At 62.7% G+C, this 17,092-nt stretch carries 19 protein-coding genes and 1 other RNA gene; 6 read left to right on the top strand and 14 right to left on the bottom strand.

Features of this window, described 5'->3' with window-relative positions; all coding sequences use genetic code 11:
* Positions 1 to 30: 30 nt before the first annotated feature.
* From ACIPZH_RS22590 to ACIPZH_RS22620, 7 genes are all read right to left on the bottom strand, one after another.
* Positions 31 to 1,653, bottom strand: a complete 1,623-nt coding sequence (locus ACIPZH_RS22590) for an ABC transporter permease (RefSeq protein ID WP_400637924.1) — start codon at positions 1,651 to 1,653, stop codon at positions 31 to 33.
* Between the two features lie 90 nt (positions 1,654 to 1,743).
* Complete coding sequence (locus ACIPZH_RS22595; RefSeq protein ID WP_400637926.1) at positions 1,744 to 2,745, bottom strand: extracellular solute-binding protein; 1,002 nt, start codon at positions 2,743 to 2,745, stop codon at positions 1,744 to 1,746.
* Positions 2,746 to 2,900: 155 nt separating this feature from the next.
* Positions 2,901 to 4,118, bottom strand: coding sequence for a 2-octaprenyl-3-methyl-6-methoxy-1,4-benzoquinol hydroxylase (locus tag ACIPZH_RS22600; protein WP_267824132.1), 1,218 nt, complete (start codon positions 4,116 to 4,118; stop codon positions 2,901 to 2,903).
* A 9-nt stretch (positions 4,119 to 4,127) separates the two neighbouring features.
* On the bottom strand, positions 4,128 to 4,610 hold the full coding sequence (locus tag ACIPZH_RS22605) for a DUF4442 domain-containing protein (protein ID WP_241805487.1): 483 nt from the start codon (positions 4,608 to 4,610) through the stop codon (positions 4,128 to 4,130).
* Entirely contained in the window at positions 4,607 to 5,806 is a 1,200-nt protein-coding gene (gene ubiH, locus ACIPZH_RS22610) for a 2-octaprenyl-6-methoxyphenyl hydroxylase (protein WP_267819563.1), read from the bottom strand. The genes ACIPZH_RS22605 and ubiH overlap by 4 nt, the downstream gene beginning before the upstream one ends.
* Positions 5,803 to 7,137 (bottom strand): Xaa-Pro aminopeptidase, encoded by a 1,335-nt coding sequence (gene pepP / locus ACIPZH_RS22615; RefSeq protein ID WP_241805485.1) that lies wholly within the window; start codon positions 7,135 to 7,137, stop codon positions 5,803 to 5,805. The genes ubiH and pepP overlap by 4 nt, the downstream gene beginning before the upstream one ends.
* 22 nt (positions 7,138 to 7,159) lie before the next feature.
* Entirely contained in the window at positions 7,160 to 7,714 is a 555-nt protein-coding gene (locus ACIPZH_RS22620; protein WP_400637927.1) for a YecA family protein, read from the bottom strand.
* A 181-nt stretch (positions 7,715 to 7,895) separates the two neighbouring features.
* Between ACIPZH_RS22620 and ACIPZH_RS22625 the strand changes: the two genes are divergently transcribed.
* The 4 genes from ACIPZH_RS22625 to ACIPZH_RS22640 all read left to right on the top strand — a co-directional run bounded on the left by ACIPZH_RS22625 (position 7,896) and on the right by ACIPZH_RS22640 (position 9,268).
* Positions 7,896 to 8,078 carry a TIGR02449 family protein gene (locus ACIPZH_RS22625; RefSeq protein ID WP_042112137.1) on the top strand — a complete coding sequence of 61 codons (183 nt, stop codon included), beginning with the start codon at positions 7,896 to 7,898 and terminating at the stop codon, positions 8,076 to 8,078.
* Positions 8,075 to 8,395 carry a cell division protein ZapA gene (locus tag ACIPZH_RS22630; RefSeq protein ID WP_241805483.1) on the top strand — a complete coding sequence of 107 codons (321 nt, stop codon included), beginning with the start codon at positions 8,075 to 8,077 and terminating at the stop codon, positions 8,393 to 8,395. Before ACIPZH_RS22625 ends, ACIPZH_RS22630 begins: the two co-directional genes overlap by 4 nt.
* Positions 8,396 to 8,412: 17 nt before the next feature.
* Positions 8,413 to 8,592: non-coding RNA, 6S RNA (ssrS, locus tag ACIPZH_RS22635), on the top strand.
* 67 nt (positions 8,593 to 8,659) lie between these two features.
* Complete coding sequence (locus ACIPZH_RS22640; RefSeq protein WP_267819566.1) at positions 8,660 to 9,268, top strand: 5-formyltetrahydrofolate cyclo-ligase; 609 nt, start codon at positions 8,660 to 8,662, stop codon at positions 9,266 to 9,268.
* A 20-nt stretch (positions 9,269 to 9,288) separates the two neighbouring features.
* Here the strand turns inward: ACIPZH_RS22640 and ACIPZH_RS22645 are convergent, their stop codons facing one another.
* Positions 9,289 to 9,438, bottom strand: coding sequence for a hypothetical protein (locus ACIPZH_RS22645; protein WP_241805481.1), 150 nt, complete (start codon positions 9,436 to 9,438; stop codon positions 9,289 to 9,291).
* A 178-nt stretch (positions 9,439 to 9,616) separates the two neighbouring features.
* On the opposite strand from ACIPZH_RS22645, the gene ACIPZH_RS22650 reads away from it, so the two are divergent.
* Positions 9,617 to 10,069, top strand: a complete 453-nt coding sequence (locus ACIPZH_RS22650) for an EVE domain-containing protein (RefSeq protein WP_400637929.1) — start codon at positions 9,617 to 9,619, stop codon at positions 10,067 to 10,069.
* Between the two features lie 33 nt (positions 10,070 to 10,102).
* Here the strand turns inward: ACIPZH_RS22650 and ACIPZH_RS22655 are convergent, their stop codons facing one another.
* Positions 10,103 to 10,507: a flagellar basal body-associated protein FliL gene (locus ACIPZH_RS22655; RefSeq protein ID WP_241805479.1), complete on the bottom strand. Its 405-nt coding sequence runs from the start codon at positions 10,505 to 10,507 to the stop codon at positions 10,103 to 10,105.
* Between the two features lie 156 nt (positions 10,508 to 10,663).
* Here ACIPZH_RS22655 and ACIPZH_RS22660 point away from each other — a divergent pair, with 156 nt between their 5' ends.
* A complete protein-coding gene (locus ACIPZH_RS22660) occupies positions 10,664 to 11,641 on the top strand; it encodes an NADPH:quinone oxidoreductase family protein (protein ID WP_400637931.1) in 978 nt (325 codons plus the stop codon).
* 70 nt (positions 11,642 to 11,711) lie between these two features.
* Here ACIPZH_RS22660 and ACIPZH_RS22665 read toward each other — a convergent pair whose 3' ends face one another.
* The 5 genes from ACIPZH_RS22665 to trxA all read right to left on the bottom strand — a co-directional run bounded on the left by ACIPZH_RS22665 (position 11,712) and on the right by trxA (position 17,064).
* The gene (locus ACIPZH_RS22665; protein WP_349976017.1) at positions 11,712 to 12,362 is read right to left on the bottom strand and encodes a gamma-glutamylcyclotransferase; all 651 of its coding nucleotides are present in this window, start codon (positions 12,360 to 12,362) and stop codon (positions 11,712 to 11,714) included.
* Positions 12,363 to 12,607: 245 nt separating this feature from the next.
* Entirely contained in the window at positions 12,608 to 13,576 is a 969-nt protein-coding gene (locus ACIPZH_RS22670; RefSeq protein WP_241805476.1) for a CDP-6-deoxy-delta-3,4-glucoseen reductase, read from the bottom strand.
* Positions 13,576 to 15,042: a 4-hydroxy-3-polyprenylbenzoate decarboxylase gene (ubiD, locus tag ACIPZH_RS22675; protein ID WP_012316791.1), complete on the bottom strand. Its 1,467-nt coding sequence runs from the start codon at positions 15,040 to 15,042 to the stop codon at positions 13,576 to 13,578. The genes ACIPZH_RS22670 and ubiD overlap by 1 nt, the downstream gene beginning before the upstream one ends.
* A gap of 204 nt (positions 15,043 to 15,246) precedes the next feature.
* Positions 15,247 to 16,506 carry a transcription termination factor Rho gene (rho, locus tag ACIPZH_RS22680; RefSeq protein WP_003253661.1) on the bottom strand — a complete coding sequence of 420 codons (1,260 nt, stop codon included), beginning with the start codon at positions 16,504 to 16,506 and terminating at the stop codon, positions 15,247 to 15,249.
* A 228-nt stretch (positions 16,507 to 16,734) separates the two neighbouring features.
* Positions 16,735 to 17,064 carry a thioredoxin TrxA gene (gene trxA, locus ACIPZH_RS22685; RefSeq protein WP_009684153.1) on the bottom strand — a complete coding sequence of 110 codons (330 nt, stop codon included), beginning with the start codon at positions 17,062 to 17,064 and terminating at the stop codon, positions 16,735 to 16,737.
* Between the last annotated feature and the right edge of the window lie 28 nt (positions 17,065 to 17,092).

Genomic DNA, 17,092 nt, shown 5'->3' on the forward strand with positions numbered 1-17,092 from the left:
TTGTAGCCGCAAGGGCGCAGGCTGGCACCCTCAGTGACTGTGACCAGGGCGCCTGGCTGAACGATGAATCAGGCCGATGACCGGCAGCAGGCCAACCAGCACCAAGGTCAAGGCAGGCAGTGAGGCACGGGCCCACTCGCCTTCACTGGTCATCTCGAACACCCGTACGGCGAGGGTATCCCAGCCGAAGGGCCGCATCAGCAACGTCGCGGGCATTTCCTTGAGCACATCGACGAAGACCAGCAGTGCGGCACTGAGTGCACCGGGAACCAGCAGCGGCATATACACTTTGAAAAACAATCTCGCCCCTCCCACACCCAGGCTCCGTGAAACCTCGGGCAACGACGGGCGGATGCGCTCCAGGCTGCCTTCCAGTGGCCCATAGGCCACGGCGATGAAACGTACCAGATAGGCCACCAGCAATGCCGCGAGGCTGCCCAGCAGCAAGGGCTTGCCTGCCCCGCCCAGCCACGTCGACAGGGGGATCACCAGGTGGTTGTCCAGGTAACTGAAGGCCAGCATGATCGAAACCGCCAGCACAGAGCCGGGCAAGGCATAGCCCAGGTTGGCCAGGCCGATCCCGGCACGGATGCCGCCAGTCGGCGCCTGGCGCCGAGCAAAGGCCAACACCAGCGCGACGCACACCGTGATCAAGGCTGCCATGGCGCCCAGGTACAGGGTGTGCAGCACCAGGCTGACATAGCGCTCGTCCAGGTCATGCCGCCCACGCTGCCAGAACCATACCAGCAGCTGCAGCACCGGGATGACGAAGGCACAGGCAAATACCAGCAGGCACCAGCCACTGGCCAGCAGTGCCTTCACCCCGCGCAGGTGATAGAGGGCCTGACCCCGAGGGCGTTCATTGGCGCTGCGCGAGGCACCACGAGCGCGGCGCTCTGCGTACAGCACCAGCATGACCGCCAGCAACAGCAGGCTGGCCAGCTGGGCCGCGCTGGACAGGCTGAAGAAGCCATACCAGGTCTTGTAAATGGCAGTGGTGAACGTGTCGAAATTGAACACCGCCACCGCGCCAAAATCTGCCAAGGTCTCCATCAGGGCCAGGGCGATGCCTGCGCCGATGGCCGGCCGCGCCATGGGCAGGGCAACCCGCCAGAAGGCTTGCAGCGGCGAAAGGCCCAGCACCCGCGCCGCTTCCATGAGCCCCTTGCCCTGGGCCAGGAATGCCGTGCGTGCGAGCAGGTAGACATACGGGTAGAACACCAGCACCAGTACCACAATCACCCCGCCGGTGGAGCGCACCCGCGGCAGGCGCATGGGCCCGAACACTTCACGCAAGGCGCTCTGCACGGGGCCGGCGAAATCAAGCAGGCCGACGAAGACGAACGCCAAGACATAGGCAGGGATGGCAAACGGCAGCATCAGCGCCCAGTCCAGCCAGCGCCTGCCGGGGAACTGGCAAAGGCTGGTGAGCCAGGCCAGGCTAACGCCGAGCACGGTGACGCCTACGCCTACGCCCGCCACCAAGGTTAATGTGTTGCCGAGCAGGCGGCTCATCTGGGTGTCGAGCAGGTGCGACCAGATCTGCACGTCGATCGATTGCCAGGACAGCAGCAAGACGCTCAAGGGCAGGAGCACGAGGGCGGCGATCAGGATGACCGGGAGGTACCAGCGGCGTTGGGGAGCGTGGGGCAAGGCAACTGTCTCTGTGGCAGATGGCAACCGCTGCGCGGGCTTGCCCCGCGAAGAGGCCCCTGCGGGCCTCAGAAGGATAAAGCCTGGGGCTTAGTTCCAGCCAGCCCGATCCATCAAGCGAATGGCCTCGGCCTGGCGTTTGCCTGCCACTTCGACCGGGATGCTGTCAGCCTTGAAACTGCCCCATGCCTGGACCTCGTCCGATGGCTGGACCTTCGGATTGGCCGGGAACTCCTGGTTGATGTCGGCGAACAGCTTTTGCGCCTGTTCCCCGGTCATCCACTCCACCAGCTTCTTGGCCGCTTGCGGATGCGGTGCGTGCTTGGTCAGGCCGATACCGGACAGATTGACGTGCACGCCACGGTCACCCTGGTTAGGCCAGAAGATCTTCACGGGCAGGTCCGGGTTCTGCTTGTGCAGGCGGCCGTAGTAGTAAGTGTTCACCACCCCCACATCGCACTGGCCGGCCTCGATGGCCTGGATAACCGAGTTGTCGTCAGAGAACACGTCGGTAGACAGGTTGTTGACCCACCCTTTGACGATCTGTTCGGTCTTGGCCTCGCCATGGTTCTCGATCAGGGTGGCGGTCAGCGACTGGTTGTAGACCTTCTTCGCCGTGCGCAGGCACAGGCGCCCTTCCCACTGCTTGTCTGCCAGTGCCTCGTAGGTGCTCAGCTCTTCAGGCTTGACGCGCTCGGTGGAGTAGATGATGGTCCGTGCACGCAGGCTCAGGCCGGTCCATTCATGGGACGAGGCGCGGTACTGAGCGGGGATGTTCTGGTCGATGATGGTCGACTCGATAGGCTGCAGGATGCCCATCTGCTCGGCCTGCCACAGGTTACCGGCATCGACGGTCAGCAGCAGGTCGGCCACCCCGTTGTCGCCCTCGGCCTTGATGCGTTGCATCAGCGGGGCTTCTTTGTCGGTGATGAACTTGATCTTGACGCCGGTCTCGGCGGTGTAGGCGTCGAACACCGGCTTGATCAGCTCGTCGATGCGCGAGGAGTACACCACTACTTCGTCCGCCGCCTGGGCGTTGCCGCCCAACAGCGTCAGGGCCAGAGCGGCCAGTAGGGGCTTGCGTGGCAACATGGGATGCACTCCTCGAATCGTATGAGAGGCGCAAATGGTAGTGAATCCCATTTTCTCGCTCACCTACCCAGCCGTTACCAGATGTTGCAAGGGTACGCTGACGCTTCCAGCAATGGCCCTGTGTCGCGAAAGGGCCGCAAAGCGGCCCCTCAATCTCAAGGCTTGGCCAGGTCCGGCAAGTCGCCTGAAAGCCCCAACGCCTGGCGCACGAACAGCGCCTTGGCCTCCGGCATTTGCTGCACCAGCTTCAGGCCGCTGTTGCGCAACCAGCGCAACGGCAGCGGATTGGCCTGGAACAGCCGCTCAAAGCCCTCCATCGCAGCCATCAACGCCAGGTTGTGCGGCATGCGTCGGCGCTCATAACGGCTGAGCACTTTCACATCGGCCAGCCGTTCACCACGCTCGCACGCCTTCGCCAGCACCTCGGCCAGTACCGCTGCATCGAGAAAACCCAGGTTCACGCCTTGCCCAGCCAGCGGATGAATGGTGTGCGCGGCATCACCGATCAGTGCCAGCCCCTCATCCACGTAGCGCTTGGCGTGGCGCTGACGCAACGGCACGCAGACCCGAGGGTCGGCGTGCAGTACTTGGCCCAGTCGCCCCTCGAAGCCACGCTCCAAGGCCTTGAGGAAAGCGTGATCATCCAGCGCCATCAACTGCTCGGCCTGCTCCGGCGTGGTCGACCACACGATCGAGCACCAGCCCTGCTGGCCGTCTCGCGACAAGGGCAAAAAGGCCAGCGGCCCTTCATCGGTGAAGCGCTGCCAGGCGGTAGCCTGGTGTGCAGCGCTGCAGCGCACGCTGGTTACGATGGCGTGATGCAGGTAATCCCATTCACGGGTCTGGCAGCCGGCCAGGCGCCGCACCGCCGAATTGGCACCGTCGGCAGCCACCACCAGCGGCGCCCGCAGGCGGCGACCATCGGCCAGGGTCAGCAGCCACTCATCGCCAGAACGGCGCATCTGCTCCAGGCGGGCGTTGGGCAGCAGGCCGATATCGCTGTCATGCAGGCGCTCCAGCAGGCCATCCTGCACCACCCGGTTTTCGACGATATGGCCAAGCACCTGCGCGTGCACGCTGGCGGCGGAGAAGTGAATCTGCCCAGTGCCGCTGCCGTCCCAGACATGCATGTCCGAGTAGGGCGAAACACGCCGTTTGGCAATTTCTTCCCAGGCGCCCAACCGCTCGAGGATGCGCTGGCTGGCCGCCGAGAGGGCGCTGACCCGCGCCTCGAATGGCGCATCGCTGTCAAACGGCTTCACCGTCAGCGAACCACCGTCGAGCAGGAGTATTTCCAGGCCACTGTGGCGCAACGCCAAGGCCAAGGCGCTGCCGACCATACCAGCACCGACAATCAACAGATCTGCGCGCATTTCCATGCCTTACGCCTGCCTCGCTTGCGGCTTTAGCCGCACGTATAGGGTTTTATCGACCCGCGCCACCAGCTCGCCGGCACCGTCACGGACATCGACCTGCAAACGTGGCAGGTATTTCTTGCCGCCGGCGGTCTGCTGGCGGATCTCATCCAGCAGTGCGTCTTCGATGTGGAAATCGGCATACACCGGGCCTTTGCCGGGTGTGATGAAATCAATGCTGGCAGCCTTGTCCCAGACAATGTACTCACGGCCCAGCAGTTCGATCAGCATCAGCATGTAGAACGGATCGACCATCGAATACAAGCTACCGCCAAACTGGGTACCGACGTAGTTGCGGTTCCAGCGCGTCAACTTCATGCGCACCCTGACACTGCGCATGTCTGGGCTGATGTGCTGAATGCGAATGCCAGCACCCAGGTACGGTGGGTAAAGGTTCAGCAGCCAGCGCAACATGCGCGCCCGGCGCGCCAGCTTGCGCGGGTTGCTCATGCCTGACCCCGCGGATCAGGGCGGGTGCCCAAGCCCATGGCCTGGCGGGCGAACCAGCTTCTTGCCGGCGGCAGCAAGTCGAGCCCAAGCAAACCGATGTTGCGCCCAGCGGCCAACAATGGCTGGTTGCTGCCGAACAGGCGGGTGACCTGGTCGGAAAAACCGATGGTCATGGCCTGATCGAGTTGCTGGCGTCGATGGTACGCCTGCAGGGTCGCCAGATCGCCTGGCTGCTGCGGGCCGGCCAGCAGCGCATCGGCCAGCGACTGCACGTCACGCAGCGACAGGTTGAAGCCCTGCCCGGCAATGGGGTGCAGGCTGTGCGCGGCATTGCCTAATACAACCAGATGAGGGCGCACCTGCTCCTGGGCTTCGACCAGTGCCAGCGGGTAAAGATGCCGTGCGCCGACCTGGCGCAGAGCGCCGAGGCGATAGCCGAATACATCCTGAAGCTCGCGCAGGAAGCTGCGCTCGTCGATCTCGGCCAGGCGCTTGGCGTCCATACCCTGACGGGTCCAGACCAACGCACAGCGATTCTCGGGCAGCGGCAGCAGTGCCATGGGGCCTTGCTCGGTAAAACGCTCGAAGGCTTGCCCGCGATGGGATTCGCCTGGGGTGATGTTGGCGATCAGCGCGCTCTGCTCGTACGGCGTGCGGCGCACATGTATGCCCAATTGCTCGCGCAAGCCCGAGCGGCCACCGTCGGCCAGCACTGCCAGGTCGCACTCCAGGCTGGTGTCATCGTCCAGCTGCAAGCGATAACCACCGGCAACAGCCTGCATCGCCTTCACTTCGGCCGGGCAGCGCCAGCTCACCACCTCACTGTCCAGCCCTTGCCAAAGGCACTGGCCAAGCCAGGCGTTCTCGACCACGTAGCCCAACGCTGGCACCCCCTCCTCCAGCGCATCCAGGCGGGTGCAGCCAAAGCGCCCACGGTCGGAGACCTGAATTTGCCGGATCGGCTCGGCGCGCGGGCTGATCGCTTGCCACATGCCCAGGTGCTGATAGATCTGCCGGGTACCGAACGATAGCGCAGAGGAGCGTGCATCATAGCTGGGCTGGAAGCTGTCGCCCGGGGCGAACGGCTCGATCAGCAGGATCTTCCAGCCCCGCGCCTTGGCGCCAGCCTGCAGGGCCAGCGCCAGGCTGGCGCCGACCAGGCCGCCACCAATGATCGCCAGGTTGACTCGGTTCATGCCGCGTCCTTACGTGCCGCCAGCATCAGCGCCTCGATCTCGGCGACCGTCCGGGGCACGCCCGACGTCAGAATTTCACAACCTTGCCTGGTCACCACCACGTCGTCCTCGATCCTTACGCCGATGCCACGCCATTTCTTCGCGACCTGCTGATTGTCGGCGGCAATGTAGATACCCGGTTCGACGGTCAGCGCCATGCCGGGCTCCAGCACTCGCCACTGGCCGCCGACCTTGTACTCGCCCACATCGTGCACATCCATGCCGAGCCAGTGCCCGGCACGGTGCATGTAGAAGGCGCGGTACGCTTCACTTTCGATCAGCGCCTGCACCTTGCCCTTGAGCAACCCCAACTCCACCAGCCCTTCGGTGATCACCCGCACGGTCGCTTCATGGGCGTGGTTCCAGTGCTTGCCGGGAGCAATTTCGGCGAAGGCAGCGGCCTGGGCCTTGAGCACCAGTTCATAAATGGCCTTCTGCTCAGGCGAAAAACGCCCGCTGACCGGGAAGGTGCGGGTGATGTCGCTGGCATAGCAATCGATTTCGCAACCGGCGTCGATCAGCACCAGGTCACCGTCCTTGAGCGCGGCATTGTTTTCTTGATAGTGCAGGATACAGCCATTGCGGCCAGCCGCGACGATCGACCCGTAGGCTGGCATTCTTGCCCCACCCTTACGGAATTCGTAGTCCAGCTCGGCTTCCAGGCTGTACTCGTGCAGCCCTGCCCGGCAGGCCTGCATGGCCCGCACATGGGCGCGTGCGGAAATGTCTGCAGCGGCGCGCATCACTTTCACTTCCGCCGCTGATTTATACAGACGCATGTCGTGCAGCAGATGATCCAGGGCAACGAACTCGTTGGGAGGCTGGGCGCCAAGGCGCGCCTTGGAGCGGATCACGTTGATCCAGTCCATCAGCCGGCGGTCGAACTCGGGGTTGCTGCCCATGGCGCTGTAGACCCGTTCGCGACCTTCGATGAGGCCTGGGAGGATCTCGTCGATGTCGGTGATCGGGAAGGCATCGTCCGCGCCAAAGTCGCGGATGGCACCTTCCTGGCCGGCCCGCAGGCCGTCCCATAGCTCACGCTCGGGATTACGCTCGCGGCAGAACAGTACGTACTCGCCATGCTCGCGCCCCGGGATCAGCGCAATCACCGCCTCCGGCTCCGGGAAGCCGCTCAGGTACTGGAAATCGCTGTCCTGGCGGTACACGTGTTCGACATCGCGGTTACGAATGGCGACCGCGGCAGCCGGCAGGATGGCAATGCTGTTGGGGACCATCTGCGCCATCAGCGCCTTGCGCCGACGGGCATATTCGGCCTTGGGTATGCGGCTCATGGGCAGGACTACCCCCGGTTGATCAGTGCAGCGAAGGTTTTGGCGCGGGCGCGGCGGGCGCGGCCAGCTCTGTGTAGAGCAGCAGCGGCGCAACGCGCAGATACTCCATGACTTCCATGTAGTCGCTTTCGCCGTCCTCGGATTCCTCCAGCGCTTCCTGGACCTGGGAAATGGCCACCAGGTCCTGGAGCACTTCCTTGGCATCAGTGGACAGGTCCTTGCCGCCAGCATTCAGCCCGAAGCCGGCGATGAAGCCCTGGCACCACTGGCCCAGGGCCGTGGCACGCTCGGTCAGCGAGGTTTCATCGGTTGGCAGCAGCAGCACGATGGCAATGTCCTCGCCGGTCAGCTCGGCCTTGACCATCTCCTGCAGGCCGATCAGTGCAGCGCGCACATTGTCTTCAGGTTCGTTTTCCAGCACCCCGGCAGCATCGGCCAGCCAGGCATTGGCGTCGAAGCCGGCACCGGCGCAACTGCGGCCAATCAGCAGGCCGTGCAGCTCGGCGGGGGAAACAGGGTGGCCGTTGCTCGAGAGCAGTGCGGCGAATGCGGTGTAGGGCGATTGGGTATTAGGCATGGGCGGCTAGGCGCCAGACGGCGCATTTGACTAGAATGAAGGCCTTGTATCCTAGCACCGGCAGGCGCGCCAAGACCATCGGCACTGGCCGTCACCGCTCAGGGAGAGGCATCATCGACGGGTGATTCATGACGGAGCGAATCGAGTGCAACCCACGCAAGAGAACGACCTGCAAGCATTGATGAGCCGGTTCGAGTCGCTGATCGAGCGGGTCGAGCAACTTAAACGGCAAAATGCACTCCTAGTAGCTCAGGAAAAATCCTGGCGCGAAGAGCGCGCCCACCTCATCGAAAAGAACGAGATCGCCAAGCGCAAGGTCGAGTCGATGATCTTACGCCTCAAGGCCCTGGAGCAAGACTCATGAGCTCAAGCAATAGTGTCACCGTGCAGATCCTGGACAAGGAATACTCGATCATCTGCCCGCCGGAAGAACGCAACAACCTGGTCAGCGCCGCACGCTACCTGGACGGCAAGATGCGCGAGATCCGCAGTAGCGGCAAGGTGATCGGTGCCGACCGGATCGCGGTGATGGCCGCATTGAACATCACCCACGAGATGCTCCACCGCCAGGACGACCGCACCGACGCCCCCGCTGGCAGCGCCACCCGCGAACAGGTCCGCGACCTGCTCGATCGCGTCGACAAGGCTTTGTCCGACGACACGGATACCAAAATCGGCTGAGGTTGGTATACTGGCGCCACTCCCTGGTGGATGCGCCAGTCGGTTATGTCCCTGAGCCGATACGCACAACCACGGGGGTTGCACGCTGGGGCCGGTGTGCATGTCCGCCCGACGGAAAGCCTTAACGCCCCCTGCAATCTCCACCTTGAACTTTCGGGTTCAAGGGCTACACCGATAGCGGTCTTATCGGGGAGCCTGTTTTCGATTGCCCACCCCGGTGGGCAGTTCTCGCTTTTAGCTTCGACACCTGGGAACGCCCGTGCCATGACCGACACCGCGCCGCTCACACGCCCCCAGCTTCGTCGCCTGCTTCGCAATGCCCGCCGCGCGCTCACGCCAGCCCAGCAACGCCAAGCCTCCCTTGGGCTGTATCGGCAGCTGGCGCAAAACCCGCTTTTCCGCCGCGCCCGGCACATCGCCCTGTACCTTCCCAACGACGGTGAAATCGACCCGCAGCTGCTACTGCGCGAGGCGCAACGGCGCGGCAAACGCACTTACTTGCCGGTACTGCACGCCTGGCCGCGTACGCGCATGGTGTTCCAGCGGTTCGAGAAGGGTGAACGGCTCAAGCGCAACCGTTTCCGTATCCCCGAGCCGCTGACTGACCGCAAGCGCCAGCGCCCGATCTGGTCGCTGGACCTGATCCTGCTGCCACTGGTGGGCTTCGATGAAGCCGGCGGGCGGCTAGGCATGGGCGGGGGCTTCTACGATCGCAGCCTGGCTTACCAGGCGCGACGCAAGACATGGAAAAAACCCCTGCTGCTGGGGCTGGCCCATGAATGCCAGAAGGTCGAACGACTGGCGCAGGCCAGCTGGGATGTACCACTGCAGGGCACGGTTTCGGACCGTGACTGGTACCTGGCGCCGAAATAACCGGCGTCAGCGGGGACGGTTCAGCGCTGCTGCTGGCCGGCTTCGACCGGTGTCTGGTACGCGGTATCGAGCTTGCGCTCCCAGATACCTTGCGCGTAACCGGTGGTAACCACACCCAGACCAAAAATGAAGACTAGGACCCAGAGCAGGTCCGGTTTGCGTTGATTCATCGAAGAATGCCCCCCTAGGCACACTTACTGGCTCGGCGACCTTCTTGGTGCCGCCGGAGCATATGACGTTAAAATCGGCGCATTTTCCGACAACCTGAGTCGACACGCAAACATTGACGCCAACCGGCTGTCGGTTTCGTGCAACAGGTTATTTCAAACCTTTTCAGGAGCAGTATCCATGGCCTACTGGCTGATGAAATCCGAGCCCGATGAGCTTTCGATCGAAGGCCTGGGCCGCTTGGGGGAAGCTCGCTGGGACGGCGTGCGCAACTACCAGGCGCGCAACTTTCTGCGCGCCATGAACGTAGGCGATGAGTTTTTCTTCTACCACTCCAGCTGCCCTCAACCTGGCATTGCCGGGATCGCCCGAATCACTGCAGCGGCCTACCCGGACCCGACTGCGCTGGACCCTCAGAGCCATTACTACGACGCCAAGGCCACTGCCGAAAAGAACCCTTGGAGCGCCGTGGATGTGGCGCACGTGAAGACGTTCAGGCAGGTACTTGGGCTGGGCTTGCTCAAGCAGCAAAGCGCGTTGGAGGAATTGCCGCTGGTCCAGAAAGGCACTCGGCTGTCGGTGATGCCGGTGACCGCAGAGCAGTGGGCGGCGATCATTGCGCTAAGCAAATGACCGGCCCCGCGAAGGGGCCAGCCTGGATCTCGTTCACTGCACGATCAGGTTATTGAACAGCAGATCCTCGACAATCGGCTTGCCCTCTTCTGCTTCCATCACCTGCTGCACTTGCTTGAGTGCCTCTTGGCGCAGTTTTTCCTTCGCTTCTACGTTGCTCAAGTTATCCACACCCTGCTGGGTGAACAGCGCCACCAGCTGGTTGCGAATCAACGGCTCGTGGTGCTTGACCGCCTTGGCTGCCTCGTCGCCAGTCACGCGCAGGGCCACGTCAGCCTTGTACACGCGCAACCTGGGGCCACCATCGAGGGCATAGTTGCCTACAAAGGGCGGGCTCAGGCTGATATAGGAGACCTTGGGGGCTCCTTCCTTGGCTTCTTCGGCCAGAGCCGCCGCTGGCAGCATCAGGGCCAGCACCATCAAGATCCACGCTTTCACGAATTCGCTCCTCAAAACAATTGGCGCCAGCTTACCCAGCATGCGACCCAAACCCAAGCCCGGGCTTATGCCACCCCATCAGGGCGAGCCATGCTCGTTGACCCGGCAGGTCGCCCTCCTACACTTATCGGCCACTACCCGCAAAGGAATAGCCCGATGAAAGCTGTGTTGTGTAAAACCTTGGGGCCCGCACGCAACCTGGTTCTGGAAGAGGTGGCCAGCCCGGTACCGAAGAAAAACGAGATTCTGCTCGAGGTGCATGCGGCCGGGGTCAACTTCCCAGATACCCTGATCATCGAAGGCAAATACCAGTTCCAGCCACCGCTACCGTTCTCTCCAGGTGGCGAGGCGGCGGGTGTCGTCGCCGCTGTCGGCGAGCGCGCCGGCGCCTTACAGGTCGGGGACAGAGTGATGGCCCTCACCGGCTGGGGGGCGTTCGCCGAACAGGTGGCCGTGCCGTTCTACAACGTGCTGCCCATCCCCGAAAGCATGGACTTCACCAGCGCTGCCGCCTTTGGCATGACCTACGGCACCTCGATGCACGCGCTCAAGCAGCGCGGCCAGTTGCAGCCAGGGGAAACCCTGTTGGTGCTAGGTGCGTCCGGTGGCGTCGGCCTGGCGGCCGTGGAGATCGGCAAGGCGATGGGCGCCAAGGTGATCGCAGCTGCCAGCAGCGCCGAGAAACTGGCTGTGGCCAAGTCTGCAGGTGCGGACGAGCTGATCGACTACAGCCAGGCCAGCCTCAAGGAGGAAATCAAGCGTCTGACCGGCGGCCAAGGGGTAGATGTGATCTATGACCCGGTCGGCGGTGAACTGTTCGACCAGGCCGTGCGCGGGCTGGCGTGGAACGGGCGGTTGCTGGTGGTCGGCTTCGCCAGCGGGACGATTCCACAGATGGCGGCCAACCTGGTACTGCTCAAGGGCGCCGCGGTGTTGGGGGTATTCTGGGGGGCCTTTGCCCAGCGCCAGCCGCAGGACAATGCGGCCAACTTCAGCCAGCTGTTTGCCTGGCATGCCGAGGGCAAGCTGAAGCCGCTGGTATCGAAGACTTACCCGCTGGCCGAGGCGGGTGCGGCGATCGAGCAGCTGGGCCAAAGGAAAGCGGTGGGTAAGTTGGTGGTACAGGCCAGATGATCATTTGAGAAAAGGCTGACCCCGCAGCGCTCTTCGCGGATGAGCCCGCGAAGAGCGCTGCACCGCCCGATCAGACCTCACGCAGGTTGTGGCAGCGCCTGAAGCGCGCTTCGAGGTTGCGGTCGGGCATCTGGTGGCTGCGCAGTGCGTTCAACGTCTGCTCGACATACTCACGCGTGGTGCCATAGCGCCCTTTGGCACTGGCAAGAATCTGGCTAAGCAGCGTATCGGGCAAATTGCCGGCGTAGCACGGCAGGTGTCGCTCAAGCACGAAGCCCAAGGCCTGCACCTTGTTGCCATCACCCAGCCGGCAGCTGAGCCAGTGTGGCCGGTACGCCGGGTACGGCATCTCTCTTTGCCACAAGGCCATCAGGGAGTCGTCGAGGTTGCTTTCATCGAGGCGGTAGGCAAAACCGCTGCACGAACCGCCGCGGTCGAGGCCGAATACCAGGCCTGGCGTTTCCGGCGTGCCCCGATGCTCGTGCGACCACAGATAAAGGCCACGGTGATAGCCATGCACCCGTGCACGCTGGCGCTCAACCGAACTGCACTCCGGGCGCCATATCAACGAACCATAGGCAAATAACCAGACCGGGCCGCCGTGATGGCGCGACATGGTGGTATGCATCGAGTTGATCAATTGCTCGCGGGTCAGTTGCTGGCCGAAGTCGAGTGCCGGAGGATAAGTGCTTTTCCAGGATAAACTTTCAAGTGCCGACATAAGCTGCCGCCATTATTCCCTGTGAACTACTGATAGCGCGAAAAGCCCTGTAGGGCGGGGCTTGCGCCGATGCCCTTGGAGGCAGCAATCACCTTAAGAAGAAGCGCGCCAACACTCAAGCCCTGGAGCCTGAGTTTCACGCGAACTTCCGACGACTGGAGAGCCTTGCTGCAAAGTATAGTGAAAGTTATTAGGCAAGGCGGCAGTAATTACCGCCTTATACCCAGTACTTGGAACTTCGGTTATTAACCACGCGGGGCGTAGGCAAACACATCAGCGCGCATGCGATGCGCATCCATACCGGCCTCGACCAGGGCGTCGAGCGTGGCATAAACCATGTTGGGCGAGCCACTGGCATAAACGTGAACCGTATTGAGGTCTTGCACGTCCTCGCATACCGCCTCGTGCAACATGCCACAACGGCCTTCCCAGCCACACAAGTCGCTCACCACCTTGTGCAGGAACAGGTTGGGCAGGCGCTCCCACTCGGCCCAGTGCTCGATGGCGTAGAAATCTTCAGGGCGTCGCACCCCCCAGTAGAGGTGCACCGGGTGCTTGAAGCCCTGGGCGCGGCAATGCTCGACCAGGCTGTGCATCTGCCCCATGCCGGTCCCCGCAGCGATGAGCACCAGGGGCCCATCGGGCAACTCGGCCAGGTGGGTGTCCCCGAATGGCATCTCGATGCGCGCGACAGGGTCGCGCTGCAACTGCGCCAACAGCTGCCTGGCACTGTCTTCGCGGACCAGCACGTGAAGCTCAAGGTCGCGCCCACTGTGGGGGGCAGACGCCAGCGAGAAGGCCGCCGGCTTGCCGCCCTCGCGCTCGATCATCAGGTACTGCCCGGCGTGATAGCGCAGGGGCTTGCCAGCCGGCGCACGCAAGCGCACGCGCCAGACGTCGCCACCTACCTCTACGCATTCAGTGACGCTGCATGCCAGCTTACGCACTGGCAGCTCGCCTAGGGCCAGCACACCATCCCAGAGCAGCACGCAGTCCTCCAGTGGTTCGGCGATGCAGGTGAACAGCTCACCATGGTCGCGTACCTCACCATTCTGGCGAACGCGACCCTCGACCAACAATGCGGCGCACACATGGCAATTGCCATTGCGACAGCTGTTCGGGCAGTCATAGCCCAGCCGCCTCGCTCCATCCAGGATCCGTTCCCCGGGTTCGAGCGCCAGCACCGCCCCGGACGGCTGCAACGTTACCTGCATCAATCTATTCCCAACTGGTCCCACAACTCATCGATGCGGCGGGTGACGGCCTCGTCCTTGACGATGACCCGGCCCCATTCGCGTGTAGTCTCGCCCGGCCACTTGTGGGTGGCATCCAGGCCCATCTTCGACCCCAGGCCCGATACCGGCGACGCAAAGTCCAGGTAGTCGATCGGCGTGTTGTCGATCATCACCGTATCACGCTTGGGGTCCATGCGCGTGGTGATGGCCCAGATCACGTCATTCCAGTCACGGGCGTTGATGTCGTCATCGGTGACGATAACGAACTTGGTGTACATGAACTGTCTCAGGAACGACCACACACCCAGCATCACGCGCTTGGCGTGGCCCGGGTACTGCTTCTTCATCGTCACCACCGCCATGCGGTACGAGCACCCTTCCGGCGGCAGGTAGAAGTCGACGATCTCCGGGAACTGCTTTTGCAGGATTGGCACGAACACTTCATTGAGCGCCACGCCAAGGATGGCTGGCTCATCTGGCGGCCGACCGGTATAGGTGCTGTGGTAGATCGGTTTTTGCCGGTGAGTGATGCGTTCGACGGTGAACACCGGGAAGCTGTCCACTTCGTTGTAGTAGCCGGTGTGGTCACCATAGGGGCCCTCCGGGGCCATCTCGCCCGGGTGGATCACACCTTCAAGGATGATCTCGGCGGTGGCCGGCACCTGCAGGTTGCTGCCTCGGCATTTGACCAGCTCGGTGCGGTTGCCGCGCAGCAGGCCAGCGAAGGCGTACTCGGAAAGCGTATCGGGCACCGGCGTGACGGCGCCGAGGATGGTTGCCGGGTCAGCGCCCAGGGCAACGGCGACCGGGAACGGCTGGCCGGGGTTCTTCTCGCACCACTCGCGATAATCCAGCGCGCCACCGCGGTGGCTCAACCAGCGCATGATGACCTTGTTGCGGCCGATGACCTGCTGGCGATAAATGCCCAGGTTCTGGCGGTCCTTGTTCGGCCCGCGAGTCACGGTGAGGCCCCAGGTGATCAGCGGCGCCACGTCGCCCGGCCAGCAGTGCTGGATCGGCAGCTGGCCAAGGTCGACGTCATCGCCCTCGACCACCACCTCCTGGCAAACGGCATCCTTGACCACCTTCGGTGCCATGGACACGACCTTCTTGAAGATCGGCAGTTTCGACCAGGCATCCTTGAGGCCTTTCGGCGGCTCCGGCTCCTTGAGGAAGGCCAGCAGCTTGCCGATCTCGCGCAGCTCCTCGACCGATTCGGCGCCCATGCCCATGGCCACCCGCTCCGGGGTGCCGAACAGGTTGCCGAGCACCGGGATATCGAAGCCCGTGGGCTTTTCGAACAACAACGCCGGCCCCTTCGCACGCAGGGTGCGGTCACACACCTCGGTCATTTCCAGGACGGGGGAGATCGGAACCTGGATGCGCTTGAGTTCACCGCGCTGTTCCAGGCCACGGATGAAGTCGCGCAAGTCGCGATACTGCATGCATGAGCCTCGTGTTGGCCGTATCGGTCGGGGTGCAGAGTGTAGCGCCGTTCAGTGCTCAATGGCCAAAAATGACTTGGGGCCGCTTCGCGCCCCATCGCCGGCGGGCCGGCCGCCACAAGGGTCGCAGAGGACCCGTGGAAGCCGGCTTGCCGGCGATGGGGTGCGAAGCAGCCCCAATCATTGCTTGGACGATCTGAGCGCTTACTTGCGCTTCATCGACAGGAAGAACTCGTCGTTGGTCTTGGTCTGCTTAAGCTTATCGACCAAGAACTCGATGGCGGCGATCTCGTCCATCGGGTGCAGCAGCTTGCGCAGGATCCACATGCGCTGGAGTTCGTCGTCGGCGGTCAGCAGCTCTTCACGGCGGGTGCCCGAGCGGTTGATGTTGATGGCCGGGAACACACGCTTCTCGGCGATACGACGGTCCAGGGGCAGCTCCATGTTGCCGGTACCCTTGAACTCTTCGTAGATCACTTCGTCCATCTTCGAACCGGTTTCTACCAGCGCGGTGGCGATGATGGTCAGCGAACCGCCTTCCTCGATGTTACGCGCAGCACCGAAGAAGCGCTTCGGCTTCTCCAGGGCGTGGGCATCGACACCACCGGTCAGTACCTTGCCGGAGCTCGGGATCACGGTGTTGTAGGCACGCGCCAGACGGGTGATGGAGTCGAGCAGAATGACCACATCCTTCTTGTGCTCGACCAGGCGCTTGGCCTTCTCGATGACCATTTCGGCAACCTGCACGTGGCGGGTTGGCGGCTCATCGAAGGTCGAAGCAACCACTTCACCGCGCACGGTGCGCTGCATTTCGGTCACTTCTTCCGGGCGCTCGTCGATCAGCAGAACGATCAGGTGGCACTCGGGGTTGTTACGGGTGATGTTGGCCGCGATGTTCTGCAGCATGATCGTTTTACCGGCTTTCGGCGGGGCGACGATCAGACCACGCTGGCCCTTGCCGATCGGCGCGCACAGGTCGATGACGCGGCCGGTCAGGTCTTCGGTGGAACCGTTGCCGGCTTCCATCTTCAGGCGCTTGTTCGGGAACAGCGGCGTCAGGTTTTCGAAGAGGATCTTGTTCTTTGCGTTTTCCGGGCGATCGAAGTTGATCGTGTCGACCTTGAGCAGCGCGAAGTAACGCTCCCCTTCCTTCGGCGGGCGGATCTTGCCGACGATGGTATCGCCGGTACGCAGGTTGAAGCGGCGGATCTGGCTAGGCGAGACGTAGATGTCGTCGGGGCCGGCCAGATAGGACGCATCAGCCGAACGCAGGAAACCGAAACCATCCTGGAGAATCTCCAGCACGCCGTCACCTGAGATCTCTTCGCCGCTTTTCGCGTGCTTCTTCAGCAGGGCGAAAATCACGTCCTGTTTGCGCGAACGGGCCATGTTTTCGATGCCCATCTGTTCGGCCATTTCCAGCAGATCGGTAATCGGCTTTTGCTTGAGTTCAGTCAGGTTCATAAGGGGAATGACGTAATCATGTATGAAGGGAGGATTAAGCTTCTGGCTTAATGAAGCCGCGCCGCTAGAAGGCGATAGGATCGCGCACAGATTCTAATTAGGAGTGCGTCGGCGACGGCGTGCAGGGGGCACTGGAGAAACAGTGCGAGGCCGAATGTAACACTTGCTTTTTTAGACGTCTAGTGGGTTGGAAAAGAAAAGCCCCGGAATTTCCGGGGCTTTTTCACATCACAGGTGGGCGTCGAGGAACGCAGCCAGCTGGGATTTGGACAGGGCGCCGACCTTGGTGGCCTCGACGTTGCCGTTCTTGAACAGCATCAGCGTCGGGATGCCACGCACGCCGTGCTTGGCCGGGGTTTCCTGGTTGTCGTCGATGTTCAGCTTGGCGACGGTCAGTTTACCCTCGTAGGTGCTGGCGATGTCGTCCAGAACTGGAGCGATCATCTTGCATGGGCCGCACCATTCAGCCCAGTAGTCGACCAGCACCGGGCCTTGGGCTTGCAGGACTTCGGCCTCAAAGGTGGCGTCGGTGACGTGTTTGATAAGGTCGCTGCTCATGGATATCTCCAGGGTCGTAAGCAAAAAT

This window comes from Pseudomonas sp. NPDC089758, from assembly GCF_044748705.1.
Classification (GTDB): Bacteria; Pseudomonadota; Gammaproteobacteria; order Pseudomonadales; family Pseudomonadaceae; genus Aquipseudomonas; species Aquipseudomonas putida_X.